This is a genomic window from Streptomyces sp. cg40, assembly GCF_050320165.1.
Lineage (GTDB): Bacteria > Actinomycetota > Actinomycetes > Streptomycetales > Streptomycetaceae > Streptomyces > Streptomyces hokutonensis.
The window spans coordinates 4,495,754-4,520,998 of record NZ_CP190128.1 but is presented as its reverse complement, the minus strand read 5'-3'; the positions used below and the strand labels follow the sequence as shown (position 1 = coordinate 4,520,998).

The 25,245-nt window shown below is 69.0% G+C and carries 24 protein-coding genes, 2 pseudogenes and 1 riboswitch; of the genes and pseudogenes, 17 read left to right on the top strand and 9 right to left on the bottom strand.

Annotated features, from left to right (window positions below):
* Positions 1-54 precede the first annotated feature (54 nt).
* The gene (locus ACQHII_RS19925; RefSeq protein WP_427920562.1) at positions 55-1,086 is read left to right on the top strand and encodes a tetratricopeptide repeat protein; all 1,032 of its coding nucleotides are present in this window, start codon (positions 55-57) and stop codon (positions 1,084-1,086) included.
* On the opposite strand, the gene ACQHII_RS19920 is transcribed toward ACQHII_RS19925, so the two are convergent.
* The 7 genes and pseudogenes from ACQHII_RS19920 to ACQHII_RS19890 form a co-directional block, all read right to left on the bottom strand.
* Entirely contained in the window at positions 1,065-1,643 is a 579-nt protein-coding gene (locus ACQHII_RS19920; protein ID WP_427920561.1) for a suppressor of fused domain protein, read from the bottom strand. The two genes, ACQHII_RS19925 and ACQHII_RS19920, sit on opposite strands and share 22 nt — an antisense overlap.
* A 285-nt stretch (positions 1,644-1,928) precedes the next feature.
* Positions 1,929-3,050 carry a hypothetical protein gene (locus ACQHII_RS19915; RefSeq protein ID WP_427920560.1) on the bottom strand — a complete coding sequence of 374 codons (1,122 nt, stop codon included), beginning with the start codon at positions 3,048-3,050 and terminating at the stop codon, positions 1,929-1,931.
* 141 nt (positions 3,051-3,191) lie between these two features.
* Positions 3,192-3,605: a DUF5959 family protein gene (locus ACQHII_RS19910; RefSeq protein ID WP_427920559.1), complete on the bottom strand. Its 414-nt coding sequence runs from the start codon at positions 3,603-3,605 to the stop codon at positions 3,192-3,194.
* Between the two features lie 40 nt (positions 3,606-3,645).
* Positions 3,646-4,182, bottom strand: a complete 537-nt coding sequence (locus ACQHII_RS19905) for an SUKH-4 family immunity protein (protein ID WP_427920558.1) — start codon at positions 4,180-4,182, stop codon at positions 3,646-3,648.
* Between the two features lie 734 nt (positions 4,183-4,916).
* Positions 4,917-5,099, bottom strand: a pseudogene (locus tag ACQHII_RS19900) (DUF397 domain-containing protein); the annotation flags it as partial.
* 9 nt (positions 5,100-5,108) lie between these two features.
* Positions 5,109-5,333 (bottom strand): DUF397 domain-containing protein, encoded by a 225-nt coding sequence (locus ACQHII_RS19895; protein ID WP_427920557.1) that lies wholly within the window; start codon positions 5,331-5,333, stop codon positions 5,109-5,111.
* Between the two features lie 9 nt (positions 5,334-5,342).
* Positions 5,343-6,179, bottom strand: a complete 837-nt coding sequence (locus tag ACQHII_RS19890) for a helix-turn-helix domain-containing protein (protein ID WP_427920556.1) — start codon at positions 6,177-6,179, stop codon at positions 5,343-5,345.
* Between the two features lie 172 nt (positions 6,180-6,351).
* Between ACQHII_RS19890 and ACQHII_RS19885 the strand changes: the two genes are divergently transcribed.
* Positions 6,352-6,777 carry an ATP-binding protein gene (locus ACQHII_RS19885; RefSeq protein WP_427920555.1) on the top strand — a complete coding sequence of 142 codons (426 nt, stop codon included), beginning with the start codon at positions 6,352-6,354 and terminating at the stop codon, positions 6,775-6,777.
* Here ACQHII_RS19885 and ACQHII_RS19880 read toward each other — a convergent pair.
* Entirely contained in the window at positions 6,767-7,210 is a 444-nt protein-coding gene (locus ACQHII_RS19880) for a hypothetical protein (protein WP_427920554.1), read from the bottom strand. The two genes, ACQHII_RS19885 and ACQHII_RS19880, sit on opposite strands and share 11 nt — an antisense overlap.
* Positions 7,211-7,396: 186 nt before the next feature.
* Between ACQHII_RS19880 and ACQHII_RS19875 the strand changes: the two genes are divergently transcribed.
* A complete protein-coding gene (locus ACQHII_RS19875) occupies positions 7,397-8,362 on the top strand; it encodes a hypothetical protein (RefSeq protein WP_427920553.1) in 966 nt (321 codons plus the stop codon).
* On the top strand, positions 8,359-10,104 hold the full coding sequence (locus ACQHII_RS19870; RefSeq protein WP_427920552.1) for an insulinase family protein: 1,746 nt from the start codon (positions 8,359-8,361) through the stop codon (positions 10,102-10,104). The genes ACQHII_RS19875 and ACQHII_RS19870 overlap by 4 nt, the downstream gene beginning before the upstream one ends.
* Position 10,105: 1 nt before the next feature.
* On the opposite strand, the gene ACQHII_RS19865 is transcribed toward ACQHII_RS19870, so the two are convergent.
* Complete coding sequence (locus ACQHII_RS19865) at positions 10,106-10,462, bottom strand: hypothetical protein (RefSeq protein ID WP_427920551.1); 357 nt, start codon at positions 10,460-10,462, stop codon at positions 10,106-10,108.
* A 412-nt stretch (positions 10,463-10,874) separates the two neighbouring features.
* On the opposite strand from ACQHII_RS19865, the gene ACQHII_RS19860 reads away from it, so the two are divergent.
* From ACQHII_RS19860 to ACQHII_RS19800, 13 genes and pseudogenes are all read left to right on the top strand, one after another.
* The gene (locus ACQHII_RS19860) at positions 10,875-11,699 is read left to right on the top strand and encodes a glycoside hydrolase domain-containing protein (protein ID WP_427920550.1); all 825 of its coding nucleotides are present in this window, start codon (positions 10,875-10,877) and stop codon (positions 11,697-11,699) included.
* A 54-nt stretch (positions 11,700-11,753) separates the two neighbouring features.
* A complete protein-coding gene (locus ACQHII_RS19855) occupies positions 11,754-12,224 on the top strand; it encodes a hypothetical protein (protein ID WP_427920549.1) in 471 nt (156 codons plus the stop codon).
* Positions 12,225-12,884, top strand: coding sequence for a hypothetical protein (locus tag ACQHII_RS19850; protein WP_427920548.1), 660 nt, complete (start codon positions 12,225-12,227; stop codon positions 12,882-12,884).
* 144 nt (positions 12,885-13,028) lie between these two features.
* Positions 13,029-13,676 (top strand): SurA N-terminal domain-containing protein, encoded by a 648-nt coding sequence (locus ACQHII_RS19845; protein WP_427920547.1) that lies wholly within the window; start codon positions 13,029-13,031, stop codon positions 13,674-13,676.
* 103 nt (positions 13,677-13,779) lie between these two features.
* Positions 13,780-14,793 carry a nucleoside triphosphate pyrophosphohydrolase gene (locus ACQHII_RS19840; protein ID WP_427920546.1) on the top strand — a complete coding sequence of 338 codons (1,014 nt, stop codon included), beginning with the start codon at positions 13,780-13,782 and terminating at the stop codon, positions 14,791-14,793.
* A gap of 53 nt (positions 14,794-14,846) precedes the next feature.
* Positions 14,847-17,177 (top strand): tetratricopeptide repeat protein, encoded by a 2,331-nt coding sequence (locus ACQHII_RS19835; RefSeq protein WP_427920545.1) that lies wholly within the window; start codon positions 14,847-14,849, stop codon positions 17,175-17,177.
* Positions 17,174-18,508, top strand: coding sequence for a cytochrome P450 family protein (locus ACQHII_RS19830; protein WP_427920544.1), 1,335 nt, complete (start codon positions 17,174-17,176; stop codon positions 18,506-18,508). The genes ACQHII_RS19835 and ACQHII_RS19830 overlap by 4 nt, the downstream gene beginning before the upstream one ends.
* A gap of 202 nt (positions 18,509-18,710) precedes the next feature.
* On the top strand, positions 18,711-19,700 hold the full coding sequence (locus ACQHII_RS19825; RefSeq protein WP_427920543.1) for a transglycosylase family protein: 990 nt from the start codon (positions 18,711-18,713) through the stop codon (positions 19,698-19,700).
* A 193-nt stretch (positions 19,701-19,893) separates the two neighbouring features.
* Positions 19,894-20,067, top strand: a riboswitch (cyclic di-AMP (ydaO/yuaA leader).
* 9 nt (positions 20,068-20,076) lie between these two features.
* Entirely contained in the window at positions 20,077-20,763 is a 687-nt protein-coding gene (locus ACQHII_RS19820) for a transglycosylase family protein (protein WP_427920542.1), read from the top strand.
* A gap of 312 nt (positions 20,764-21,075) precedes the next feature.
* The gene (gene eno / locus ACQHII_RS19815; RefSeq protein ID WP_427920541.1) at positions 21,076-22,362 is read left to right on the top strand and encodes a phosphopyruvate hydratase; all 1,287 of its coding nucleotides are present in this window, start codon (positions 21,076-21,078) and stop codon (positions 22,360-22,362) included.
* A 115-nt stretch (positions 22,363-22,477) separates the two neighbouring features.
* Complete coding sequence (locus ACQHII_RS19810) at positions 22,478-22,954, top strand: FtsB family cell division protein (protein ID WP_262056247.1); 477 nt, start codon at positions 22,478-22,480, stop codon at positions 22,952-22,954.
* 35 nt (positions 22,955-22,989) lie between these two features.
* Positions 22,990-23,394: pseudogene (locus ACQHII_RS19805) on the top strand (DUF501 domain-containing protein); the annotation flags it as partial.
* A 204-nt stretch (positions 23,395-23,598) separates the two neighbouring features.
* Complete coding sequence (locus ACQHII_RS19800; RefSeq protein WP_427925364.1) at positions 23,599-24,588, top strand: exopolyphosphatase; 990 nt, start codon at positions 23,599-23,601, stop codon at positions 24,586-24,588.
* The last annotated feature ends 657 nt before the right edge of the window (positions 24,589-25,245 follow it).

The window sequence follows — 25,245 nt, the reverse complement described above, 5'->3', positions numbered from 1 at the left end:
AGCGATCCCTGAGTGGGCGGGCCGTCAGACGGCCGTCAGGGATACCCTCGGCCAATGTCGAATCGGGCGGTGGCAGTTGGAGTAGGTCTCGCGCAGGTGATGGCGCACTGCGGGGGCAGCCCGGCAGCCGCCGTGCACTATCTGGCGGGTGCCATCGCCTCCGCACCGGAGAACCCCGAGCCCTATACGGTCCTTGCCGAGTTGTGGAGGGACAAGCCGTCCGAACTGGCCGAGGTTGTTCAGGGCGCCGACTCCTTGAGGACGCTGCTGGCGCGGTCGTACATCAGCTTCCTTGAAGGTGACATGGACGATGCGGCGCTGGCGATCGGGTCGGTCACGGGTGTGAAACCCGACATCGCATGGGCCCAAGCCCCCTGGTTCGGCGATGTGCGATTTCTCGGCGTGGTGAGTGCCGATGCGTTGGCCGAGGCCGCGATGCGGACGATGGACCATGGCCGTGTTCTGGACACCGAAAGCATGCGGGAAGGGTTCCGGCCCTGGTTCCGGGCCATCGACGCGGTTGCTGCCCGCCGGCCGTCGGCGGACGCGTTGGCCAAGATGGCGATCCTGCTGCGGACGTGCGGTCTCACCGATACGTCATTGGCACTCTGCGACCGGGCGGACTCCGTGGAGCGGATCATGCTGACGGAGGTCGTGCGAGCGGGTACATGGCGCAAGCTGGGTGATCCTCGACGGACGGTGGCGGCGTTCGAGCGCGCTCTTGCCCTGGACCCGGCCAACTGGTCGCTCCATCTCGACCTGGCCGACGTTCACGCCGAGCAGGGCGACTTCGCCGCAGCGGTCCGGCTGATCGATCGGGGAATGGAGCACGAGTCGACCGAGCTCACACTGCGCGCTGCCGGGGCCGCCTACCGGGCGCGGCTCACCGGCTCGCCCGCCGAACTGAGCGAACTCATCGAACTGGCGCCGAACCTGCCGAACGACTCCTACCGAGACCTGCTGATCGATCACGCGTGTGACGGCCCCGCGCTGCCTGCCGAGCTCGTGACTGCGGCTCGCCGCATCCAGAACGGGGTTGAGGCGAATCGGCTGGGGCCGGGAGGTCAGGCGACCGATGCCCGGTAGGGATCGGTGGGGATGATCCGTGCCTCGTCGAAGAGCTGTTCCAGCGCCTCGTGACCGTGACGTCTGCGGAAATCGATCTCGGCCGCGGTCACCGGCAGGGTCCACAGGATGCGGGCGTGTCCGCCGGGCAGTGGGCAGTGCTCTAGGTCGGGGCCGTGGAGGTACGGCAGGCTGATCAGCAGGTGGTCGCAGGCCGAACCGGGTATCCACGGTTCGCCGATCGGCATGCTGTGTTCCAGGGCGAGTTGGTGCCCTCCGCAGTGGTAGAAGGCGATCATCGCCATGAGTTCGACGAACCAGTGGTCGCGGACGTGCGCGGTCATCACGAACTCAAGTCCGTGGCCGTGCTCCTGCACCGAGGCCCAGCAACCGGCGGTCACATAGGCCCAGTTGTCGCTGCGGGGGCCGGGAGCTACGACGAGAACCCGCAGATCGGGTACTGCCTCTCGCCGTTCTGGACCGAGGTCGTAGTCGACGACCTCCACCGAGTGTCCCGTGAAGAATGCCCGGACATGTGCCTCAACGGCATCTGCGGCCAGCAGCCTCGCATCGCTCACCGTGCGATCATTCCAGACTGTGATCGACTGACCCCGGCCGCTCGTCGAGTGTTGTGGAGTTGCAGGCCTTGATCGTGTCCAGCCCGCAACGGGGCGTCCCTCGGCCCCAGTTGGTCGAGGCGTAGAAGTGTGACACTCGGCGGAGAGGTGTCACGCTTTCGCGGACGGGTCTCCGCTGGGCTGCCGGCCAACTGATCGTTTCAGAATGCCTTCCGGAGCCGGCGAAGGCAGATGATTCCGCAGGCCGGCTCCAGCAGCCCTTGGTGATCCTGCCCCGGCGTACCTTCAGCCGGGAGTCGTTACGTCGGCCGGTGCCTGAAGCGACCGGCTCTCCCCTCGGTTTGCGAAAGCCGGATATCCCGGCAGCCGGGCCACGTCCCAGTCTCCGGCGACCTCACGCAACAGCAACCCCATCGTCTCCGCGAACGCCGGGAACTCCTCCAGCGTGCTCGCCATCTCCCAGCGATGCCTGAGCACCTGACGTCTTGTCGGGACCGGGCGCCGGGTCCGGTGCAGCGGTTCGTCCTGCACGGTGCGAGGAAGCATCCTCACCGTTGCGTCCATCGTCCAGACCGCTATGGCCTGCCGTATGCCGGCCTGCCACACCTCGTCCTTGCCCAGTGCCGGGTACACACCGACGACCTCCGCGCGATACGCCTGCTCGATCTGCGCGGCGATCCCCGTCGGCAGGGTGAAGACGCACCAGCAGCTGGAGAACGGCATCCGGCAGTACGCGGCCGTCATGAACACCGACTGGTAGCAGGCCGCTTCGAAGTCGATCAGCCGCAGCCCCTGCGGGGTGAGCAGGTTGTTGTCGGGGCAGGTGTCACCCGGGGTGAAGGCCGGATACTCCTCCCCACCTGCCGTCCCGATCCGGGCCAACTCCTCGGCAAGGCCCGCGGGAACGGCGATTCCGGCGCCGTCGAGCAGCGCGAGCAGATCAGTCGCCCTCTGCGCGATCCACGGCTCGTCGCCCCAGGACGGCATGCCCTTGTCGTACAGGGACCACAGCCGCGTGAGATCGGCACGCCGGTGCACCGATTCGGCAGCCAGCCGCCCGAGCCCGCGAGCCCAGGCCAGCAACCCGTTTTCCGCGACCGTCGGATCGTTTCCGAGCAGAACGTCCGCCAGGGTAGGTGCGTTCCCGAGGTCCGCCATGACCAGCAGGGGAACCTCAGGATCCACACCCAGTACCTCGGGACCGGCGATCCCGAGAGACAGCCCGGCGGCCTCAGCCGTGAAGCCGCGCAGAGATTCAGGCTCGTTGGTGAACGCCTTGACGATCACACTGCCGCCACCGGGCGTTTCACAGCGCAGCACGGTGCTGCGCGAGCTGCCACCCAGGTCGACCGGGCCGGACAACTCGACATCCAGCAGTTCGCCGGCGGCCCGCAAGATCGACTCCACCTCGGCATTCTGCCACCACCACCTTGGACGCCGTAGGCCGCCATGTGACGGCCAACCATTTTGAAGCGATCAGTCAGAGACGTACCGATTGAGTTCGACGACGTCTCGCACCGGCCGGCTCCGTGGGGACACCTCAATGTCTCAGTTCGGCCCGAAGGGCCACGCTGCGCGGACATGGCCGAGCTGCACGCGGTGGATGTCGACCCAGTCGGCGGGCAGGCGCACCAAGACGCACACCGAGGTGAGAGACACCGGGGTGTCCCTCACCACCACCTCGATCGCGTTGCGGACCTCACCGTGGCAGATGTACGGCCCCTTCGGCGTGATCCGGATCTCCGGGTTTCGACCACCGTCCATCCACTGAACCGGCCGGCCCTCGGGCAGCAGACATACCTCTGTGCGGTTGCCCTTCGCGAAATCGCTGGCCACCGCGATGCCGATGTCAAGGCAGCCGTCCCAAGGGAGCACCTCGGTTGTTGGCCCCGTCACCTGAACGACCACGCTGTTCTCTTCGTCAGCAAGGCGGATGAGGTCCACCGGAGCGTGCTTGGTCATGTCGTGTCCCCTGGGGCGTGTGCGAAGAGGGTAATCGGCACTACCAAAGCCACCGGTCGAGGAACGCCGGCCAGGTGAAAGCCTCGTAGCCCTCGAATGCCGCAGGATCGATCTCCTTGAGATCGTCGGCCAGAGCCTTTAGCTCATTCACTGCGGCATCTTCGTCCTCGAATGGATCTTCGAGCACCTTGGACTGGCTGAGGTGACGTCCGAAGTGGTGGAGAGACAGGAGCCACCGCTCGACCGAACTGTTGGTGTACCGGGCTTCATCGGTCCACCCGATGTAGTGGACCTCGCCTGTGAGAGGCTGGACACCGAAAGCCTGCCAGCCGTCCAAGCTCGGTATCTGGGAGATCGTGAGCTTGTAGAACCGTCGACCGTCGGAGGCCACCAGCTGCGGAGACGGCTCGCTCTGGTAGGAGATGTGGGTGATGATCTGCTCGGTGATCGGGATTCCCACGCTGGTCAGCATCCGTTTCGCCTCGGCTGGGATGTCCCACTCGGCGACGGTCTGCCGCGTCGCGCGGTGGACATTGCCCGGACCAGCCCAAGCTGCAAGGTCTGTGTGGGTGACCATGACGTCCCTTCCCGGGCGTGCGACTGCGGTGACCCTACTCGCCGCCCCGGACAGTTTCGCCGGGGGTTGCTGACGGCTACGGACGGTGCCGGGTGGAACAGACCCGGTTCTGGCTCAATGAGGACGCCGAGCTCGCCATGGTCGTAGGCCCGGGGCCGTTTTCCAGCCACTCGGGATCATCGGGTTCCCGCAACAAGGCCACCAGGTCTTCTTGGTGCTCTGTCACGCGCAGATCCTGGCGGCTCGGCACCACTCGTTCAAGTTCAAAGGGCCCACTCGACTTGGCGGCCATCGAGTCGGAACGACTCCTCCGCGCCTGCCCAGTCCTCCACCCATTCGCCGACACAGTTGATCTGCATGTCGGGGTCGTCGGCGACGCGAATCATCACTCCCGCCGATTCCGTGTGCTCCGCAGGGGGGTCGTCAAGGGCGGCCATTCCGTCGGCCCGGATGTAGCGGCCTGTGTCTTTGCCGGAGGTTATGCGTCCTACGACCCCGAAGTGGCGGGTGGCGTCTTTGTGCGTGGCGATGATCTGTGAGCGGTCCTGAACTGCTGTTATTCGTTGTTCGTTCGGTGTGTCAGTGAAGGTGAGTTCGACGGGGGAGGGGTGGCCGAACAGTTCGATCACACCCTTGGCCCTCTGCGCCCGGGTGCCGATCTCTGTGATCGTCGCCTGAAACGTTATGAACGGGCCGTCAGTGACGGTGACAGAGGCGCCGACTGCGATGTGCGTGTGCGTGGTGTCCGTCTTGACGGTTTCCATGAAGGTGGCGAAGGCTCCCGTAGGGAAGGTGAGCATGGTCCCGGTCGGCGTCTTCGAGTCGCGTACGGATATGTGCGTGGGCGAGGGCGCGATCTCCACGCACTCGTTGCCGTCTCCTTCGCCCGAGTAGGACGACTTCCGCCAGTTGTCGATAGGGGTACCTCACAGCTCCTGAGCCAGTTCGCGGATGAAGGCACGCGTCCCTGTGTCCGTCTTGAGGGTCTCGATGAAGGCATGGAAGGTTCCTCCGGGGAAGGTGAGCGTGGCCCTGGCCGGCGCCTTCGAGTCGCGTATGGATACGTGTGTGTGCGTGGGGGAAGTCGCGATCTCCACGCACTCGTTGCCGTCGTCGGGGCCGGAGTGGGACGACTTCCGCCAGTTGTTCATGGGGGTGCCTCACAGCTCTTTGGTCAGCCGGTCGATGAAGTCACGTGACCGTTCAGGGTCGAGTGACGCGGCTTCCACCTTACGAAAGCGGGTTCGAAAGGCGCCGAGCTGTGCTTCGGAGTCGATGAAGGCCGAGCCATGGGGTACGTCCCGCACAACCGTGTCCAGTTTGGGGACGAGGCCGCCCACATACGTCATGGTGCTGGCGGCTGTGGCGAAGCCGTCCAAGTCGTAAGGGATGGCACGTACGGTGATGTTGTCCGCTTCAGAGAGCTCCAGGAGTCTGGCGAGTTGGGCCTGGGAGGCGGACCGGTCGCTGACTCTGATTCGTAGGGCCGACTCGTGGATCACCAACTCGTAGGGAACGGAGATCTTCTGCCCCGCCAGCCGGTGGCGGACGCGCAACTCAAGCTCGTCGTCGGTCAGTTCGGGCACCCTCGCCGAGAAGACCGCGCGAGCGTAGTCCTCCGTCTGAAGCAGACCGGGCACGTACAGGATCGCGACGTCGCGCCGGAAGGTGGCGTGGTGGTTCAGTTCGGACAGGTCGAGGAACGACGTGGGCAGTAGGCCCCGGTACTCCTCCCACCAGCCCCGTGTCCGATCAGTTGCCATTGCGACCAACGCGTCGATGAACTTCTTGTCCGTGCAGGCGTAGTGGGACGCGAGTCGACGTACCCGTTCCTCGCTCACGCCTACGAGTCCGGATTCGATGTGGCTCATCTGGACGCGGTTCGCCCCGAGCAGCGCCGCTGCCTCGACGGCGGTGAGCCCTGCCGCCTCGCGGAGCCTGCGCAATTCAATCCCCAGGCGCATTTGACGTGCGGTCGGTTCGCGCCTCTGGACCATCAAGTGCTCCTCGTTCGGGGGTGATTACGCGATCGGCTTGCATGGGGTTACAGGTTACCCCTACCGTCGGTGACGCAACGCATACGCTGCGGAAGTGCACCACCCCGTCATGCCGCGACGGCCGTGGCAGAGCCACCGCGCGAACTCCCCTTCACCTGAACGGAGTTAAACCATGCACGAAGGCGAACGCCCCGCTCCCTGGGAGTACTCCCTCTCAATCCCCAACGACCCCCGAGCCGTCACCGTAAGCCGCCGCACCCTCCGCCTCATTCTCACCGTCCACGGACTCATCAGCCACGTCGACACCGCCGAACTCCTCGCCGCCGAGCTGGTCTCCAACGCCGTACGGCATACGAACGGCCCCGCCGACCTACGCGTCCGCTGGGAGGCAGGAGTGCTGCGGATCGGTGCCTGGGACGCCGACCCCGAACCCCCGCCCCCGGCAAGGCCGTTGGAGGTGATTGCGCACTCCGAGGACTCCGAGAGTGGTCGCGGGCTCGCACTGGTCCGCGCCTGCGCAGACCTCTGGGGCTGGCAGCCCTCCGCCCGCCACGGCACGCATGGCAAATACGTCTGGTGCGAACTCCTCACCGCGTGACCGGCAACGCCCCCACAAACCGCGGCCCGTCCCCCCGGTGCTGCACCGGAAACGTCACCTTCAACCCCTGCTCCTGCCCCGCCACCGACAACCTCGTCGTGAACTGCAACCCCAGGAACGCCTTCTTCGAACCGCCCGCCGAGACGTACGGACGCGGCAGGTTCAGCATCAACTTGCCCGGTTTTCCACCTCTGTTGCCGTCGAAGAACAGGACTCTCTGGTCGGTCAGGACTATGTACAACGGGCGCGGCGTGACCGTGGCCATCACTGTCCCCGCGCTCAACACCCCCACCACCGCCGCAGTCAACGCCTGCCTGCGGACGGAGACCGAGCCGATCGCGGCCAGGGACGTGAACTCGACCCGTTCGTCCTGGAGAAGCAACGGGGCTGCCGCCTCGAGGAGTTGGCGGTTTCGGCGAGCGTTCAGAGACATGGCGGGACTCCTGGGAGACGTAAGTGCAGATGTGGTACAGAAAGGTGCGGACTGTATGACCTCCCAGTGAACGGAAGTTGTACGGAAGGTCCGCCGACGGTCAAGGTAAACCCACGCTCACCCCATCTCTGACCTGTGGATTCCCCGCCACCCGCGATGTCACAGGCCTCGCCTAGGATCCGCCGCATGTCATCCGCCCCCGGAGCCGATGCCGGCCCCGACTTCGAACTCGCCTCCGCCTTCCCGGAGGTCACCTGGTTGCGTCAGGCCGTCGCCGCGGCCGACTGGGCCGCGATCAGGCAGTACCACGACAGCCTGCCGCCCGGTACCGACCGGGCCTTCGTCGTGGGCGTGTTGGCCGAGGACGACGGTTTCGAGCACGCGCTGAGGCGGCAACTCGCCGCCGTACCGCACGACGTTCTCGCGCTCACCGTGCTCGGGACCAGACTCATCGAGGCCGGGTGGGAGATACGGACCGGCGCGCGGGCCAAGAACGTCAGCCGCGAACAGTTCAAGGCGTTCCACGAACACCTGCGGGAGGCGGAGCAACTCCTCATCCAGGCAACGGCTTTGGACCCTTCCTACGACGCCGCCTGGGCCGCCCGTCTCAATACCGCCCGCGGCCTGTCCCTCGGACAGAACGAGACCCGGCGCCGCTACAACCGGCTCGCCCGTTACCACCCCCACCACTTCACCGGCCAGGCCCGTCTCCTCCAGAATCTCTGCCCCAAGTGGAGCGGCACCTGGGAGGAGGCCCACTCCTTCGCGCGCGAGTGTCTACTGACCGCCCCCGCAGGGGCGTTGAACGGCGGACTCGTCGCCGAGGCGCACATCGAGCACTGGCTCGACCTCGGTGCCGACGACAAGCGCACCGAGTACCTCAGGCAACCCCACGTGCACGCCGAACTCGTCGAGGCCGCCCAACGCTCCGTGTTCCACCCGCAGTTCGCGCGGCCGTACGGCTGGGTCACCGTCCAGGGCAGCTTCGCCGCGCTCTTCTCCCTGATCGGCGACACCGCGCAGGCCGCCGCGCACTTCCGGGCCCTCGGCAACCTCGCCTCCGAGTATCCGTGGAGCTACCTCGGCAAGCCCGCCGAGGCGTACGTCCAGCACCGCGACACCGCCAACTCCGCCCTGAGAGGCCGAAGATGAACCCCCAGGACGGTCAGTCCGCCGCCACCATGAACGCGATCCACCTCACCGAAGTCGACGGCATACCCACCCTCTTCGCCTACGCCCCCGGCCCCCTCCGCGCCGGACTCGTCTTCCGCGTCGGCACCGCCGACGAGACCCTCGCCCGGGCCGGCGTCACCCACCTCGTCGAACATCTCGCCCTGTACCGCCACGGCCTCGCCGACTACCACTACAACGGCGCGACCAAGGCCGCCTTCACCCACTTCCACGTGGAGGGCGCCGAACACGAGATCGTCGACTATCTGCAAGGCGTCTGCGCCTCCCTCGCCGACCTCCCCATGGAGCGCCTGGAGACGGAGAAGGAGATCCTGCGGACGGAGGAGTCCCGCCGCGAACCCGGCCAACTCCCGCTCTGGCGCTACGGCGCCCAGGGCTACGGCCTGGTCAGCTACCCCGAGTGGGGGGTCAGGAACCTGCGCCCGGAGGACGTACGGCACTGGACGGAGACCTGGTTCAGCGGCGGCAACGCCGTGCTGTGGATCGCCGGCGAGCGCTTCCCCGCCGGACTCGCGCTCAAACTGCCCCCGGGCACCCGACACCCCCTCCCCGCCGTCACCTCCGCGCTCCCCACCACACCCGCCTACTTCGCCGACGGCCAGGGCGGAGTCCTCCTCGACGCCGTCGTCACCGACACCACCGCCGCCCGCCTCTACGCCGGTGTCCTGGAGCGCGAACTCTCCCGCGCCCTGCGCCAGGAGGACGGCAACTCCTACACCGCCGCCACCGACTACACCTCCCGCCGCGACGGCCACGCCCTCCTCACCGCCTTCGCCGACTCCCTGCCCGCCAAGCAGGACGCGGTGCTCGGCGGCTTCGTCGACGTCCTCGCCGCGCTCCAGGCCGGCCGTATCGCGCAGGCCGACCTGGAGGCCGTACGCACGCGGGCCGACGCGGGACTGACGGCGGCCGACGCGGCCGTACGGCGGCTGCCCGGGGCGGCGGAGGATCTGCTCGCCGGACGGCCGCCGCGCGGGCTCGACGAACTGCGGCACGAGCTGTGGTCGGTGACGACCGGTCAGTTGCACGCGGTGGCCCTGGAGGCCGCCGGGACCGCGCTGCTCCAGGTGCCCTCGGGGCATAGCGCGGGCTGGGCGGGGTACGCGGAGGCGCCGACGCGTTCGACGTACGCCGTCACCGGGCGGCGCTTCGAGGCAGTCGCCAAGGACGGGTCCGCGCTGGTGGTCGGGGACGACGGGGTCAGCGTGACCGTGCGCGGGCGCGACGGCGAGGACCTCGCGGTGACCGTGCCGTACCGTTCCTGCGCCGCCGTGCTCAGCTGGCCCGACGGTGGCCGGCGGCTCATCGGCACCGACGGTCTCGCCGTCTCCGTAGAACCCGGGCTCTACGGCGTCGACGCGCACACGATGGCGATGCTCGACGCGGCCGTACCGCCGCACGCGCGCGTGCAGTTGCCGCCGCGGCAGAGCGCCCCGCGCGCGGAGGCGCCCGCGGCGGAGCCCGCCGCCGAGCGCGGCGGTGCCGCGCCCGCCCGGCGCACCGGCGGACAGACCGCCGCGCTCGTCGTGCTCATCCTCCTGGGCGGGCTGTTCGCCTTCGTCGCGCTCGCTACGACGGTCTTCGGCCGCGACCCCGACAGCGGCACCGGAGAATGGCTCGGCCTCTCGGGCTTCCTGTGGGCCGTCACCGGGCTGATCGTCTGGCCCGCGGTACGGATCCTGCGGCGCACCCGGCGAGCGTGAGCTAGCGGAGGTACGGGTTCCCCTGTTGCGGGGGCATGGGCATGCCCATGTACAGCTGCTGCTTCGGGGGCGGAGTGTCGAACATCCCGAACAGCAGCAGTCCGGCCGCCATCAGCATGGTCAGCACGACCGCGAGGCCCAGGAACGGGTCGCCGCTGGAGCTGCCGCCGGACGCCGCCCACGGCAGGGTCACGCACTCGTAGAGCACGAAGGACGCGAACGCGCCCCAGTCCGAACCCCGCCCGCGGCGGATCGCCGCGTACAGGAAGGGCACCCACATCAGGAGGCCGCACGACCCCCAGGCGAGGAACACCCAGGCGATCCGCTGTCCCCAGCCGGCGTCGAGCCGTTTTGCCATGTCAACCCCCCAAGGTCGGGCCAAGGTTATGGCACGGGCAGCCGCCCGGGGGACGAACGGCCATGTGAACCGTCCCGCGACCCGGCGGACGCCCGCCACGTCCGCGCACTGGTACGGCGTTTGTCCGGTCCGCGTTCCCCGGTACGGGAGTTTTTGCCGTGTCGTGAGGGAATCTTGTGGCGATCGAGAGGATCCGTTTTCCAGGTCGAAGGACACCGTCGATTATCGTGCGATTCGCTGGGGTCCCAAGTCCCGCGCGCGCACGGACAGTTCCGTACCGAGGGCCGTACGACCGTAGTCCTACGGCGTCGCCGCGCCGGACCCGCGCAGCTTCCGGGGCCCCCAGGGGGCCGACAACTTTCCGGCGGACGTCGTACACGTCCGCTTGTCATGAACAGGGGTGGGGTTTTTCGTGTCCGAGCACCGGCAGTCGAAGAAGCGCAGATACATCGCTTGGGGCGTCGCGGGTGCCGCCGTCGTCGCCGGGGGCGGTATCGCCGCGCAGACCTCGATGGCCGCCACCACCTGGCCCGCGCAGAAGACCTACACGGGCCGCGCCTTCGACACCTGCGCCGCGCCCTCCCTCGCCGCGATGAAGGCCTGGTACGGCGGCCTCTACGGCGCCGCCGCCGTCTACGTCGGCGGCAAGAACCGCGGTTGCAGCCAGCCCAACCTCACCGCCTCCTGGGTCAAGTCCCTCACCACGGTCGGCTGGAAGTTCATCCCGCTCTACGTCGGCTCGCAGCCGTCCTGCGGCTCCGGCGGCTCGGTGAAGATCAGCGCCAGCACCGCGGCGGCCGTCGGCAAGTCCGAGGCGGACGACGCGGTCGCCAAGTCCGCGGCGCTCGGCTTCAAGGCCGGCAGCCCGGTCTACCTGGACATGGAGTCGTACGACACGACGAACACGTCCTGCAACAACGCCGTGCTGACCTATGTGCGCGCCTTCGACAAGGAACTGCACGCCAAGATCTACCGCGGCGGCCTCTACGGCTTCAGCAGCTCCAGCGCCAAGGCGATCGCGACCGCGACCGACAAGACGGACCTGCCGGGCAACCTCTGGTACGCGCTGTGGGACAAGGTCAACACCACGACCTCCGACTGGCCTTGGGGCTCCACCCAGTTCACCGGCCACAGCCGCGCCCACCAGTACCTGGTCAACAGCAAGGAGACCCGCGGCGGTTACACGATCACCGTGGACCGCGACGCGTGGGACGCGCCGGTGGCCATCACCGGCTGAGCGCCGACTGCTGACGGGCGAGGGGCGAGGGGCGAGGGGCGAGGGGTGAAGGCGATGAGGATGCTGAGGGTGCTGCGGGCGTCCGCCGCGCCGGTGCTGCGGACGCCGGCCGTGCGCGCGGGGTTCGCCGTGCTGCCGGTCGTCAGCCTGGGCCTGCTCTGTCCCGTTCCGTCCCTCGTCCTCGCCCTGCGCCGCCGCACCCGCGCCGCCTGGCTGGCCTTCGCCGGGTTCACCGCGGTCCTCGCGGCCTGGATCACCGAACTCGCGCTGACGCCGGTCGACACCCACGGCGCGCTGTTCGGCGTGGACCTGCTGCTGGTCACGCTCTCCATGGCGGGCGCCTCGGCGCACGCGTGGCGGGCGTGGCCGCGGCGGGCGGGGGACTTCGCGGACGTTGCGGACGGCCGGACGGGTGTCCTGGTCGCCGACCGCGCGGAGGGCCTTGCGATCGACCGCGCGGCGAACGACTCGGTCGTCGATCCCACGGGCGGCCCGGTGGTCGAACGGGCTGAGGAGCAGCGGTAGATGGGCAAGCAGGTCCGGCAGGTCACGCAGGCGCGTCCGGTCCCGGTGGAGAAACAGGGGCGGCTCACGCGCGCGGGGCATGCCGTAGTAGCCGGGCTGCGCGGGCTCGGCGGTCGCACCATCGCCATGATCGCGATGGCGCTCGCCGTCGTCCTCGCGGTGATCGTGACCGGAATCGTCCTCTCCAGGCACGACAGCCGCCCGCCGATCCCCGCCACCCGGGCCCGGCACTACACCGACACCGACGCCTGCCTGCTCACCGACCACCAGGGCATCAACGGGAGCGTCGCCGCCAAGGTCTGGCGGGGCATGCAGGACGCGTCGCTCAGGACGCACACGCGCGTGAGCTACTCCTCGGTGACCGGCGAACAGAGCACCGCCAACGCGCGCCCCTTCCTCAACGCCATGCTCCAGAGCTCCTGCGAGGTCGTCCTCGCGGTGGGCGGCGTCGAGGTGAAGGCGGCACAGGAGACGACGGCGCGGTACGCGAAGGTCGGTTTCGTGCTCGTGGGCGCCGGTACCAGTAGCGGCAGCGGCAGCGGCAGCAAGGACAAGACCCCCACGAACGTGTCCTGGGTACCCACCGGCGACGGGCTCCGCGAGGGAGTCGCGGCGGCCGTGGAACGAGTGGTGGAAGCGCGGAACCAGGGCAGGCCCTAGCGCATGCGTGCGTGCCCGTGCGTGCCGGTGCCCGAAGTCCTGGTGAATCGTTGGTCGAATGGGTTGGCCACAGGCGACCCACTGCCTAACATCGATCACCGCAAGACTTTGTGCACCGTCGCACAATCTCCTCGGGAGGCTCCCTTGCACCGCCGCCGTCGCACCGCGCTCGTCCTCACCGCCGTGATCGCCGCCGCGGCCCCCGCCCTGACCGCCTGCGGAAGCGAGGCGCATCCGGGCGCGGCGGCCGTCGTCGGCGGGCAGCGCATCACCGTCGCGCAGTTGCAGAGCCGGGTCAACGAGGTGCGCGTGGCACAGCGGGCGGCCGTCCAGGACCAGGCACAGTACGTGCGGGCCATCGCCACCACCGGCGGCCTCACCCGCGAGACGCTCTACGGCATGGTCTTCGACCAGGTGGTGCACCGCGCCGCCCAGGACGCCGACGTCACGGTCACCCGCAAGGACATCCAGGACATGCGGACCGCCCTCGCCCAGCAGGCCGGCGGCTCCAAGGCCCTTGAGGCGACCTGGCTCGCACAGTACGGCGTCGCACCGCAGCGCCTCGACGAGAACCTCCGCCTCCAGGTGGAGGGCCGCAAGCTCGCCGCGAAACTCGGCACCGACACCAGCCAGCCCGCCTTCTGGAAGGCCCTGTCGACCGCCTCCAGGGAACTCCACGTCGACCTCAACCCGCGCTACGGCACCTGGGACGTGGAGAAGAGCAGCCGCGTCGACGCGAAGACACCGTGGGTGCGCGAGGTCACGGCGGCGCAGACGCAGGAGTCGGCGTAACGGTACGGCGCCTCCTCCGGAGGGGCTGACGGCGTCCGCGGGGCTGCCCACCGGCCTGTGGATAACTCGTGGGGCTGTCGTCGGCGTGGGTTACGTTCGGTGTGTGAACGCAACCACGCCTGGTCCCGAGAGCACCCCCGCTCCCGCGCCCACCCCTGCTCCTGGCCGCATCGTCCTGCTCACCACCAGTCACCGTGTCGCCCCCGGCCTGCTGTCCTGGCCCGCCTGGGAGGCGCTGCGCACCGCCGACCGCGTGCTGTGCGCGGACGGTGCCCATCCGCAGCTGCCGTATCTGCGTGAGGCCGGCACAACGGTCGTCGAAGCGTCCCCGACCGCCGAGGAACTGGTCGCCGCCTGCGACGGCGGCCACACTATGGTGATCGTCGCCACGGGCGAGGGCGAACCGGCACTGACCGACGGCCTGGCCCGTCTCGCCGGCTCCGGCCGCGTCCAGATGCCCGAGCTGGAACTCCTCCCCGCCTCCTACGACCTCCCGGGCGCCCGCCTCCTCGACCTCGTCCAGGTCATGGACCGCATCCGCGCCGAGTGCCCGTGGTCCTCCCAGCAGACCCACAAAGGCCTGGCGAAGTACGGCATCGAGGAGGCGTACGAGCTCGTCGAGGCGATCGAGGAGGGCGACCGCGACGAGATGCGCGAGGAGTTGGGCGACGTCCTCCTCCAGGTCGTCTTCCACGCACGCATCGCGGAGGAGGACCCCGACACCCCCTTCTCCATCGACGACGTGGCCGGCGGCATCGTCACCAAGCTGATCCACCGCCACCCGCACGTCTTCGGCGACGAAACGGCGTCAACTCCCGAGGAGGTCAAGGCGCATTGGCTGCGCACGAAGGCCGAGGAGAAGCGCCGGACCTCCATAACTGAGGGAATCCCGATGGGCCAGCCCGGCCTCGCCCTCGCGGCGAAACTGGCATCACGCGTGCGGACGGCGGGACTTGAGGTCCCGCTGCCCCTGCCGGAAGGGGGCGACGGCATCGGGTACGAGCTGCTGGCGCTGGCGGTGCGTGCGGAGGCCGAAGGAGTCGATCCCGAGGCTGCGTTGCGGGCGGCGGGGCGGGCTTATCGGGATGCGATCAGGGGGGTTGAAGGGCGGATCTGAGGGCGCGGGCTCAGTACCGTTGGTTCAGGACGGATTCGGGTGTGGGGGAGCGCGTGGACGACGGGGAGTTGGAGCGGCTGGCCGACGAGGCGGTCGATGTGCTGGTGTGGGGTCTGGGAGCGCCCGGTTGGGCGGACTGGGCGGCGGTCCGGGCTGAGTTCGTGGTCTGGTTCGGACGGCGTGGACTGGATGCGTACGGTCAGGACCTCGCCGCTGTCAACGGGGGGAGGGGAGCGTCCCCGAGCATCGCGCAGATGGCACTGTGGCGTCGTCAACTGCTTGAGGGAATCCGGCGGTCGTCCAACCCCATGGCGACGGACGAACTCCGCGCTCTCATCGATCGGTTCGGCCCGAACGCGCTCCTCGCGCCTCCCAAAGACGGCTCCCTTCTCGGCACCGGCCAATCGCCGAGCCTGCCCCCATTGGGCGAGCACACCGACGGAGACCACATCGACCTCCGCAACGGCACCTTCAACGCACAGGTCGTCGGCGTCCAGCACGTGAGCAACACGTACGCGGCCCCGTCCCCGGGTGACGCCCAACCGGGCCCGCTGGAGTGGCCGTTGGCGAAGGACATCGAGCCGCGCACACATGGGGTCCGGCCGACCCGGAGAGTGAAGGGGCTGCCCGCGCTGCCGCCGTACGTGGGTAGAGACCGGGACGCGACGGTCAATTCGGTGTTGGAGCAGGCGAGTTCGGAGGGCGGGTTGGTGGTCGTCCTCGGGCCGGCGTATGCGGGCAAGTCGCGTACGGCACTGGCCGCGATGGCTCAAGTGCTCCCCGATCGCCCGGTGTTCGTGCCCACCCAGCACGAGGAACTGCGGAAACTTCCCGCGCTGCTACGGGGCCGGCCGGAAAGGTGTGTCGTCTGGCTCGACGACCTCGATGACCATCTGGGAGACGGTGGCCTGGAGCAGCGGTTGCTGGCCCAACTGACCGGCCTGGAAGCGGTCGTACTGGCGACCATGCGGGAGGAGGCGTACGAGACGTATGTCGGGACGTCCGCGAAGGGCCGACTGCTGAGCCAGGCGCAGCTTGTTGAACTTCCTCGTGCCTGGGGACCCGCCGAACTGAAGCGGGCGGGGGAATCGGAGGACCCCCGGCTTACTGAGGCGGCCCGCGAGTGCGGCTCGGTAGGGGTGGCCAGCTACCTCGCCATCGGCCCCCGCCTCTGGAACGACTGGCAGCTCGGCCCGAACCGTGAGCGGCACCCTCGCGCTTACGCGCTGGTGCGGGCGGCGATTGATCTGGCCAGGTGCGGACTGAAGGGGCCTTTGCCGCAGGACCTGTTGGTGAAGGTGCACGAGGGATACGGCCTCGCGGGGCTGGAGCGGGAGTCCTTGGCCGATGCCTGGGAGTGGGTCGGGCGGAAGCGGTACGGAGTGCTGCGCACGCTGAGGCGTGGTGAAGGGGAGAAGGGGCCGTTCGCGGACGTGGTGCCGTATCTCGTGCACACGGCGGAACAGGACGAGACGTTTCCGCCCGTCGCCGAATGGGTGTGGGGCTGCGCGCTGGAGGCTGCACGGGCGAACCCGGTGGCGTACGACGTGGACAGCGTCGTCGCTGGAGCAAGGGAGGTGTATCTCCGCGAGGCCGAGACGGGGAATGGGTGGGCCATGCACTCTCTGGGCTTGCTCGAAGAGAGCCTCGGGGAAGGTGAGAAGGCCGAGTCTTGGTTCCGACGGGCGGCGGAGGCGGGGCAGACAGAGTCCGCCAGGCACCTCGGGCGGCTGTTCGTGCAGCGCGGCGAGAGCAGGGAGGCGGAAACCTTCCTGGAGTTGGCCGCCCAGGACGGGGACGGCGACGCGGCGACGCTGCTCGGAAAACTCTTGTTGGAGCGGGCGGAACGGTGGCTGAGGGCCGGGGCTCAGGAGGGGAACCCGGAGGCGGCGCACCGCTTGGGGGGTGTGCTGCTCGGAAATGGGGAGGTCGAAGCCGCGGGCGAGCGCTACGGAGCAGCGGCGAGCGCGGGATACACCGAGGTTGCCCTGAGCATGGCCTTGTGTCTTCTCCTGTACAACCAGCGCGAAAAGGCCGAGGTATGGCTGGGGCGCGCGGCGAGCGACGGCGACGAGCGGGCAAATTACCTGCAACGATTGTTGAAGCATGAGCCGGGGTCCCCGGCGGATGCCGAGACGCACTTCGCGGACAACGACGCCTGGCCTCTAGACATCGCCCACTACGGCGTCGTACTGGAAAAGCAAGGTCACCCCGACGAAGCCCGCGATCAATACACGAAGGCCCACGAGTCCGGCGACTCCTATGGCGCCTACCGCCTGGCCACGCTCCTCGAAAAGCAGGGCAAACCCGAAGAAGCGAAGCTCTGGTACCGGAAAGCCACCGATATGGGTCACCCCGCAACCCCAGATACCGTCAAGGAGTGACAGACCAGCCGCACCCCCACCCCTCCATCCCCGCCCCCGAACTCTTCACCTGGGAGTTCGCCACCAACCCCTACCCCGCCTACGCCTGGCTCCGTGAGCACGCACCCGTGCACAGGACGCGGCTTCCCAGCGGAGTGGAGGCCTGGTTGGTCACGCGGTACGCGGATGCCAAGCAGGCGCTCGCCGACCCGCGGCTGTCCAAGAACCCCGCGCATCACGACGAACCCGCGCACGCCAAGGGCAAGACGGGTATCCCGGGGGAGCGCAAGGCCGAGTTGATGACGCATCTGCTCAACATCGACCCGCCGGACCACACCCGGCTCCGACGACTGGTCAGCAAGGCGTTCACACCCCGTCGGGTGGCCGAATTCGCGCCTCGGGTGCAGGAGTTGACGGACCAGCTCATCGACCGGTTCGCGGCGAGCGGTTCCGCCGACCTCATCCACGACTTCGCCTTCCCGCTCCCCATCTACGCCATCTGCGACCTGCTCGGCGTCCCCCGCGAGGACCAGGACGACTTCCGGGACTGGGCGGGCATGATGATCCGGCACGGGGGCGGGCCCAGGGGCGGAGTCGCGCGGTCCGTGAAGAAGATGCGCGGCTATCTCGCCGACCTCATCCACCGCAAGCGCGAAGCCCTCCCCGAAGCCCCTGCCTCGCACCCCGGCGAGACCTTCCCCGGCACCTCCGCCCCCGCCCCCACCGAAGACCTCATCTCCGCCCTCATCCGGGCCTCCGACCAGGGCGAGCACCTCACCGAGAACGAAGCCGCGGCGATGGCCTTCATCCTGCTCTTCGCCGGCTTCGAGACGACCGTCAACCTCATCGGCAACGGCACGTACGCCCTCCTCACCCACCCCGAGCAGCGCGCCCGCCTGGAGAAGTCACTGGCCGCGGGCGAACACGGCCTCCTCGAAACCGGCGTCGAGGAACTCCTGCGCTACGACGGCCCGGTGGAGCTGGCGACCTGGCGCTTCGCCACCCGGCCCCTCACCCTCGGCGGGCAGGACATCGCGGCCGGCGACCCCGTGCTCGTCGTACTGGCCGCCGCGGACCGCGATCCGGAACGGTTCGCCGATCCCGATGTCCTCGATCTCGGACGGCGTGACAATCAACACCTCGGCTACGGTCACGGCATCCACTACTGCCTCGGCGCCCCGCTCGCCCGCCTGGAGGGGCAGACCGCGCTCGCCACGCTGCTCACCCGGCTGCCCGACCTCCAACTCGCTGCGGATCCGGCCGACTTGCGCTGGCGCGGCGGCCTCATCATGCGCGGACTGCGCACCCTGCCCGTGGAGTTCACCCCGCGAGCGGGCACACCAACCCCGTAGACACCGCCGTAGACCCGGACCGAACAGGGCATCTCGCCGCGTAAACCCGAAGATGACAGTTCCTCAACTCTGTGATCTTCACGTGATCTACGTGGCATTAACTTGTGACAAGTGATCGACTGCGGCTACGTTCGCATACCAGCGCGGCGCCCCGCAGCACCCGCCGCGCGCTCCCCCAAGTCGTCACGCGAAAGGCCTCCGCATGCTCTCCGGGAACGGTCGTCACCGTCGCCCCCGTCAGGCTCCGGCAATCCTCGTCGCGGCCGGCGTGACCGGCTCCGCCATCGCCATCCCCCTCCTCGGCGCCGCCGCCGCGAACGCAGCCGACGGCACCACCTGGGACAAGGTGGCCGAATGCGAGACCGGCGGTGCCTGGAGCGAGAACAGCGGCAACGGCCACTACGGCGGGCTGCAGCTGACCCAGGACGACTGGAGCAAGTACGGCGGCGAGGACTACGCCCCGACCGCCGACCTCGCCAGCCGCTCCCAGCAGATAGCCGTCGCAGAGAAGATCCTCGACGCCAAGGGCACCTCCGAGTGGGTCACCTGCGCGCTGGTCGCCGGCCTCACCACGACCTCGGGTTCGGCGAACGTCGACACCGGCGTCGCGAGCGACTCGCCGTCGGCCGACGCGACCGGTTCGTCGGGCTCCTCGGGTTCTTCGGACTCCTCCGACTCCTCCGATGCCTCCGACTCCTCCGGTGCCTCCGGATCGTTCGGGCTGTCCGACTCCGGCAACACGGAACCGACTCCCTCCGATTCGCAGAGCCCGACTCCCTCCGCGACGGACAACCCCACCAAGTCCGACAAGTCCACCACCCCTTCGGCGGACGACGGCTCGGCCGCCGCCTCCCCGAAAATCGACGAATCGGACAACTCGGGGCAGGCGGTGGGCAAGTGGAGCCTCGTCGACACCGGCGCGCTCGACGACTCGGCCGACCAGGGAGTCGAGCAGCAGAGCACCGGCAAGCACCGCGGAGCGAGCGCCGAGGAGAGTTCCGGCGAGAGCGCGGCGCCGCAGACGTACACCGTCCGTGCCGGCGACTCCCTCGCGTCCATCGCCGACTCCCTTGGCTTCGAGGGCGGATGGCGCGCGCTGTACGCCGAGAACAAAAAGGTGATAGGCGCCGATCCGTCCACTGTCGTCGCCGGTCAGACCCTGGACGTCAGTGCTGAAACGGGCGGAAAGTAGCAGTAAAACAGCGGGAGTTCACGTCACACTTCGAGCCGAATGTCCGGTTTGGTGAAAGTGTGGGATGAGTCTCAGAAGCCCTGATCGTCTTTGAAATTCCGCCGATTCCCTGTCTACGGTCAAGGCCGCTCGTCACCACGAGCCCCGGCTGCCGCACACGCCGAGTCCTGCCAGCGGCCTCCGGGAACAGTCGTCGCGTCAAGCGCCGTAGGCAGGAGCGGGGGACCCAAGGTAAGTGCCGGGCCCGGGAGTCGAGAGACGTCCGGAACCGGCTTGGGGTCAAGTCGCGCACCGTGAGGTGCGTGGCCGGGCAACTCACACGGCCCGAACCCGACAGCTCACCTCGCAGGCGTCGGTGAGGGGATTGGGATCTTCCATGCTGTTTTCCGGCAAGGGCAAGCACCGCCGTCCGTCCAAGGCCACCCGCGTCGCCACGCTCGCCGGCGTGACCGGTGTCGCCATCGCCGCTCCGCTCATGGCCACCGGCAGCGCCTCCGCCGCCACCGCCTCCGAGTGGGACGCGGTCGCCCAGTGCGAGTCCGGCGGCAACTGGTCCATCAACACGGGCAACGGCTACTACGGCGGTCTCCAGTTCTCCGCCTCGACGTGGGCCGCGTACGGCGGCACCGCCTACGCCTCCACCGCGAACCAGGCCTCCAAGTCGCAGCAGATAGCCGTGGCCGAGAAGGTCCTCGCCTCCCAGGGCAAGGGCGCCTGGCCCGTCTGCGGCACCGGTCTGTCGAGCGCCGCCTACTCCGGCGGCAGCTCCAGCTCGTCGAGCAGCAGCTCCTCGTCCAAGGCCACCACCGAGCGCTCCACGACCGACACCACCGCGTCGCGCTCCGCCGAGCGCCCGGCCGTCAAGAAGACCGTCACCACCCCGACCGGCAAGAAGGTCAAGAAGGGCGACGGCGAGTACAAGGTCGTCAAGGGCGACACCCTCAGCTCCATCGCCGAGAAGCACAAGGTCAAGGGCGGCTGGCAGCAGCTGTTCAAGCTGAACAAGAGCATCATCGACGACGCCGACTTCATCTACCCGGGTCAGCAGCTCCACCTTAAGTAGCACTCAGCTGAACCACAGCGCCCTCACATCCGTGGACTGCATCATGGAGACCTCGTGAGGGTCACCCCCGTCCCCCACGGGCTCCCCGCTCCGGTGCGTGTTCCCCCGTACGCACCGGAGCGGGGCTTTTTTTGTGCGCCCACTCCTGTCCCCGTGTTCTTTCGCGGGACTCTTTGTTCCGTTCGGAAACAATTTACTCTCGGTTCTGTCCATCAGGCGGCCGACCGGATGGCCAATCGCCCCGAGCCGGTTAGGCTCGTCTCGCAGAGCCGCTGCGGTGTTGCCGCAGCCGCGTCAGACCCCAAGAAGGAGATGCTCGTGCCGTCCATCGACGTCGTCGTAGCCCGGGAAATCCTGGACTCCCGAGGCAACCCCACGGTCGAGGTCGAGGTCGGCCTCGACGACGGCAGCACGGGTCGTGCCGCCGTTCCGTCCGGCGCCTCCACGGGTGCCTTCGAAGCCATCGAGCTGCGTGACGGCGACCCCAACCGCTACGGCGGCAAGGGCGTCGAGAAGGCCGTCCTCGCCGTCATCGAGCAGATCGGCCCGGAGCTCGTCGGCTACGACGCCACCGAGCAGCGCCTGATCGACCAGGCGATGTTCGACCTGGACGCCACCGACAACAAGGGCTCGCTCGGCGCCAACGCCATCCTCGGCGTCTCCCTCGCCGTCGCGCACGCCGCCTCCGAGGCCAGCGACCTCCCCCTCTTCCGCTACCTCGGCGGACCGAACGCGCACCTGCTGCCCGTTCCGATGATGAACATCCTGAACGGCGGCTCGCACGCCGACTCGAACGTGGACATCCAGGAGTTCATGATCGCCCCGATCGGCGCGGAGTCCTTCTCCGAGGCGCTGCGCTGGGGCGCCGAGGTCTACCACACCCTCAAGAAGGTGCTGAAGACCAAGGGCCTGTCCACCGGCCTCGGCGACGAGGGCGGCTTCGCCCCGAACCTGGAGTCCAACCGCGCCGCCCTCGACCTCATCATCGAGGCCGTCAAGCAGGCCGGTTACGTCCCCGGCGAGCAGATCGCGCTCGCGCTCGACGTCGCCGCGTCCGAGTTCTACAAGGACGGCAAGTACGAGTTCGAGGGCAAGTCCCGCTCGGCCGCCGAGATGACCGAGTACTACGAGGAGCTCGTCTCCGCGTACCCGCTCGTCTCCATCGAGGACCCGCTGTACGAGGACGACTGGGCCGGCTGGAAGGTCATCACCGACCGTCTCGGCGAGAAGGTCCAGATCGTCGGCGACGACCTCTTCGTCACCAACCCCGAGCGCCTCGCCCGCGGCATCGAGGAGGGCACCGCCAACGCCCTGCTCGTCAAGGTGAACCAGATCGGCTCGCTGACCGAGACCCTGGACGCCGTCGAGATGGCCCAGCGCAACGGCTTCAAGTGCATGATGTCCCACCGCTCCGGCGAGACCGAGGACGTCACCATCGCCGACCTCGCCGTCGCGGTGAACTGCGGCCAGATCAAGACCGGCGCCCCGGCCCGCTCGGACCGCGTCGCCAAGTACAACCAGCTGCTGCGCATCGAGGAGATCCTCGACGACGCGGCCGAGTACGCGGGCCGCAGTGCCTTCCCGCGCTTCAAGGGCTGAGACCGGTACCGGCTGACCCATACCGGGTTAAGCCTTAGCCAGTCGTACGTACGTCCCCGCACCCGGTCCCGTACCGTGTGCGGGGACGTACGCGCGTGTGAAGGGGAGGCGGGACATGGCCGTGAAGGACCGGGACCGGTTCTCCACCGCGACCAGGCTCAAGCTGCTCGGCGAGCAGACGGCGGCCCGTGTCTACCGCTCCCAGACCAAACGGCAGGCCCGCCGCTCCCGGCTCACCGGCCGGGCGGCCCTCCTCGCCCTGGTGCTGTGCTCGCTGATCGTGGCGCTGGCGTACCCGATAAGGCAGTACGTCTCCCAGCGCGCCGAGATCTCCGAGCTGGAGCGGCAGCAGGCGCAGGCCCGGCAGCGCGTCGAGCAACTGCGCGACCTCAAGGCGCGCTGGCAGGACGACTCGTACGCGGAACAGCAGATCCGGCAGCGGCTGCACTACGTGATGCCCGGCGAGACGGGCTACATCGTGATCGACCCGGACGCGGCCAAGCAGTCGCGCGCCGAGCTGGGGGCGGCCGACCGTCCCTGGTACTCGAACGTCTGGGACGGCGTCGACAAGTCCGACGCCTCCGACCAGTGAACCGACAGACACTTCAGAGAGACTTTCGTAGAGGCATGCAAACGCCCCCGCCGTCCACTCCGCGCACCGAGCCCACCGACGCCGATGTCGAGGCCTTCAAGCAGCAGCTCGGGCGTCCGCCGCGCGGCCTGCGCGCGATCGCGCACCGCTGCCCGTGCGGACAGCCCGACGTGGTGGAGACGGCCCCCCGCCTCCCCGACGGCACGCCCTTCCCGACGACGTACTACCTGACGTGCCCGAAGGCCGCCTCGGCGATCGGCACCCTTGAGGCGAACGGCGTCATGAAGGAGATGACGGCCCGGCTGGCGACGGACCCCGAACTGGCCGCCGCCTACCGTGCCGCGCACGAGGACTACATCGCGCGCCGCGACGCCATCGAGGTCCTGGAGGGCTTCCCGAGCGCGGGCGGCATGCCGGACCGCGTGAAGTGCCTGCACGTCCTCGTGGGTCACTCCCTGGCCGCGGGCCCGGGCGTCAACCCGCTCGGCGACGAGGCGCTCGCGATGCTGCCGGAGTGGTGGGCCAAGGGCGCGTGCGTACAGCCGCTGGCGGCACCGGACCCGGCCGACGAACTGCCCGCCGAGGCCGCCGAGACCTCCGACCCCGCCGCGATCCGCAGCACGTACTTCTCCTACGTCCCGCTGCTGGAGGAGGGCTTCAGCCGCGTCGCGGCGGTCGACTGCGGTACGAACTCCATCCGGCTGCTCGTCGCGGACGTGAACCCGACGACGGGTGAACTGCGGGAGCTGGACCGGCGGATGACGATCGTGCGGCTCGGCCAGGGCGTCGACAAGACCGGCATGCTGGCCCCCGAGGCGCTGGAGCGGACGTTCGCGGCCTGCCGTGAGTACGCGGAGGTGATCCGCGAGAAGGGCGCCGACAAGGTCCGCTTCGTGGCCACGTCGGCCTCGCGCGACGCCTCGAACCGTGACGACTTCGTCCGGGGCGTCCTGGACATCCTGGGCGTCGAGCCGGAGGTGATCACCGGCGACGAGGAGGCGGAGCTCTCCTTCACGGGTGCGACCAAGGAACTGACCGGCCGGGACGACCTGGCCCTCGCGAAGCCCTACCTCGTCGTGGACATCGGCGGCGGCTCGACGGAGTTCGTGGTCGGCGACGACCAGGTCCGTGCCGCCCGCTCCGTCGACATCGGCTGCGTCCGCATGACCGAGCGCCACCTCGTCACCGACGGCAAGGTCACGGACCCGCCGACCCCGGAGCAGGTGGCGGCGATGCGCGCGGACATCGAGGAGGCCCTCGACCTCGCCGCGAAGACGGTCCCGCTGCGCGAGGCCCGCACCCTGGTCGGCCTGGCCGGCTCGGTCACCACGGTCTCGTCGATCGCCCAGAACCTCTCCGAGTACGACACGGAGGCCATCCACCACTCCCGCGTCTCCTACGACCGCGTCCGGGAGATCACGGAGTCCTTGCTGAACTCCACCCACGCCGAGCGCGCCGCGATCCCCTCCATGCACCCGGGCCGCGTCGACGTCATCGGCGCGGGCGCCCTCGTACTCCTCTCGATCATGGAGCGCACGGGCGCCACGGAGGTCGTGGTGAGCGAGCACGACATCCTCGACGGGATCGCGTTCGGCATCGCGACCAAGGCGACGGAAGAGGCCGCAGGGGCCTGAGGGGCCGAAGAGATCGGGTGGGCCCGCAGTGTGCCCGCCCGCCGGTCTCAGGGCGGCGTCGGCCTCGGGATTCGCCCCTTGTGCGCACCGGCCGTCGGGCGCAGTCGGTGAGGGAACTCGCCGACTGTGCCCGTGGCCGGTGAGCGGAGCGCGCGTGACGGGGGTCGCGGATGAACGTCGTCTGGCTGGTGGAGATCCTGATCGTCGCCCTTGTCGGGTGGCTGGTCTCGGCGCTGGTCCGTTCCCGCGGTCGACGTGCCCAGTCGCGCCGTCGGGCGGGGGCAGGACCGGCCGCCCCGCTGTACGGCGGGCAGGTGTACCGAACCCCTGCCGCGCCGTCACCGGCGGGTGACGAGGGCCGGCGCCCCAGGCTGACGGTGGCCGCCGGGATCGCCGGGATCCTCGGGCTCCTCGTCGCCCTGATCGCCCTTCTTACCCAGCACCAGGCGGGGTGCGACTCAGGGCGGCCCCCGTCGGCCCCACGACCGTCACAGGACCCGACTCCCGCCCCGCCCGGAACGCCTTGCCGCGCGGACGGATCCCCCGAATTATTACTGGCCGGTAGTAAACTCCTGAGCAGCCCATATAACGTATGAGCGGATGCAGGGGCGCTCGCTGACCCCCTCCGGAACGTGTCCGTAAGAAAGTTCGTGAAGT

Excerpts from the sequence above, each read along its gene's own strand:
- ACQHII_RS19925 (WP_427920562.1), top strand. The coding sequence starts at position 55 with ATGTCGAATCGGGCGGTGGCAGTTGGAGTAGGTCTCGCGCAGGTGATG.
- ACQHII_RS19910 (WP_427920559.1), bottom strand. The coding sequence starts at position 3,605 with ATGACCAAGCACGCTCCGGTGGACCTCATCCGCCTTGCTGACGAAGAG.
- ACQHII_RS19905 (WP_427920558.1), bottom strand. The coding sequence starts at position 4,182 with ATGGTCACCCACACAGACCTTGCAGCTTGGGCTGGTCCGGGCAATGTC.
- ACQHII_RS19895 (WP_427920557.1), bottom strand. The coding sequence starts at position 5,333 with ATGAACAACTGGCGGAAGTCGTCCCACTCCGGCCCCGACGACGGCAAC.
- ACQHII_RS19890 (WP_427920556.1), bottom strand. The coding sequence starts at position 6,179 with ATGGTCCAGAGGCGCGAACCGACCGCACGTCAAATGCGCCTGGGGATT.
- ACQHII_RS19885 (WP_427920555.1), top strand. The coding sequence starts at position 6,352 with ATGCACGAAGGCGAACGCCCCGCTCCCTGGGAGTACTCCCTCTCAATC.
- ACQHII_RS19880 (WP_427920554.1), bottom strand. The coding sequence starts at position 7,210 with ATGTCTCTGAACGCTCGCCGAAACCGCCAACTCCTCGAGGCGGCAGCC.
- ACQHII_RS19875 (WP_427920553.1), top strand. The coding sequence starts at position 7,397 with ATGTCATCCGCCCCCGGAGCCGATGCCGGCCCCGACTTCGAACTCGCC.
- ACQHII_RS19870 (WP_427920552.1), top strand. The coding sequence starts at position 8,359 with ATGAACCCCCAGGACGGTCAGTCCGCCGCCACCATGAACGCGATCCAC.
- ACQHII_RS19865 (WP_427920551.1), bottom strand. The coding sequence starts at position 10,462 with ATGGCAAAACGGCTCGACGCCGGCTGGGGACAGCGGATCGCCTGGGTG.
- ACQHII_RS19855 (WP_427920549.1), top strand. The coding sequence starts at position 11,754 with ATGAGGATGCTGAGGGTGCTGCGGGCGTCCGCCGCGCCGGTGCTGCGG.
- ACQHII_RS19850 (WP_427920548.1), top strand. The coding sequence starts at position 12,225 with ATGGGCAAGCAGGTCCGGCAGGTCACGCAGGCGCGTCCGGTCCCGGTG.
- ACQHII_RS19825 (WP_427920543.1), top strand. The coding sequence starts at position 18,711 with ATGCTCTCCGGGAACGGTCGTCACCGTCGCCCCCGTCAGGCTCCGGCA.
- ACQHII_RS19820 (WP_427920542.1), top strand. The coding sequence starts at position 20,077 with ATGCTGTTTTCCGGCAAGGGCAAGCACCGCCGTCCGTCCAAGGCCACC.
- eno (WP_427920541.1), top strand. The coding sequence starts at position 21,076 with ATGCTCGTGCCGTCCATCGACGTCGTCGTAGCCCGGGAAATCCTGGAC.
- ACQHII_RS19810 (WP_262056247.1), top strand. The coding sequence starts at position 22,478 with ATGGCCGTGAAGGACCGGGACCGGTTCTCCACCGCGACCAGGCTCAAG.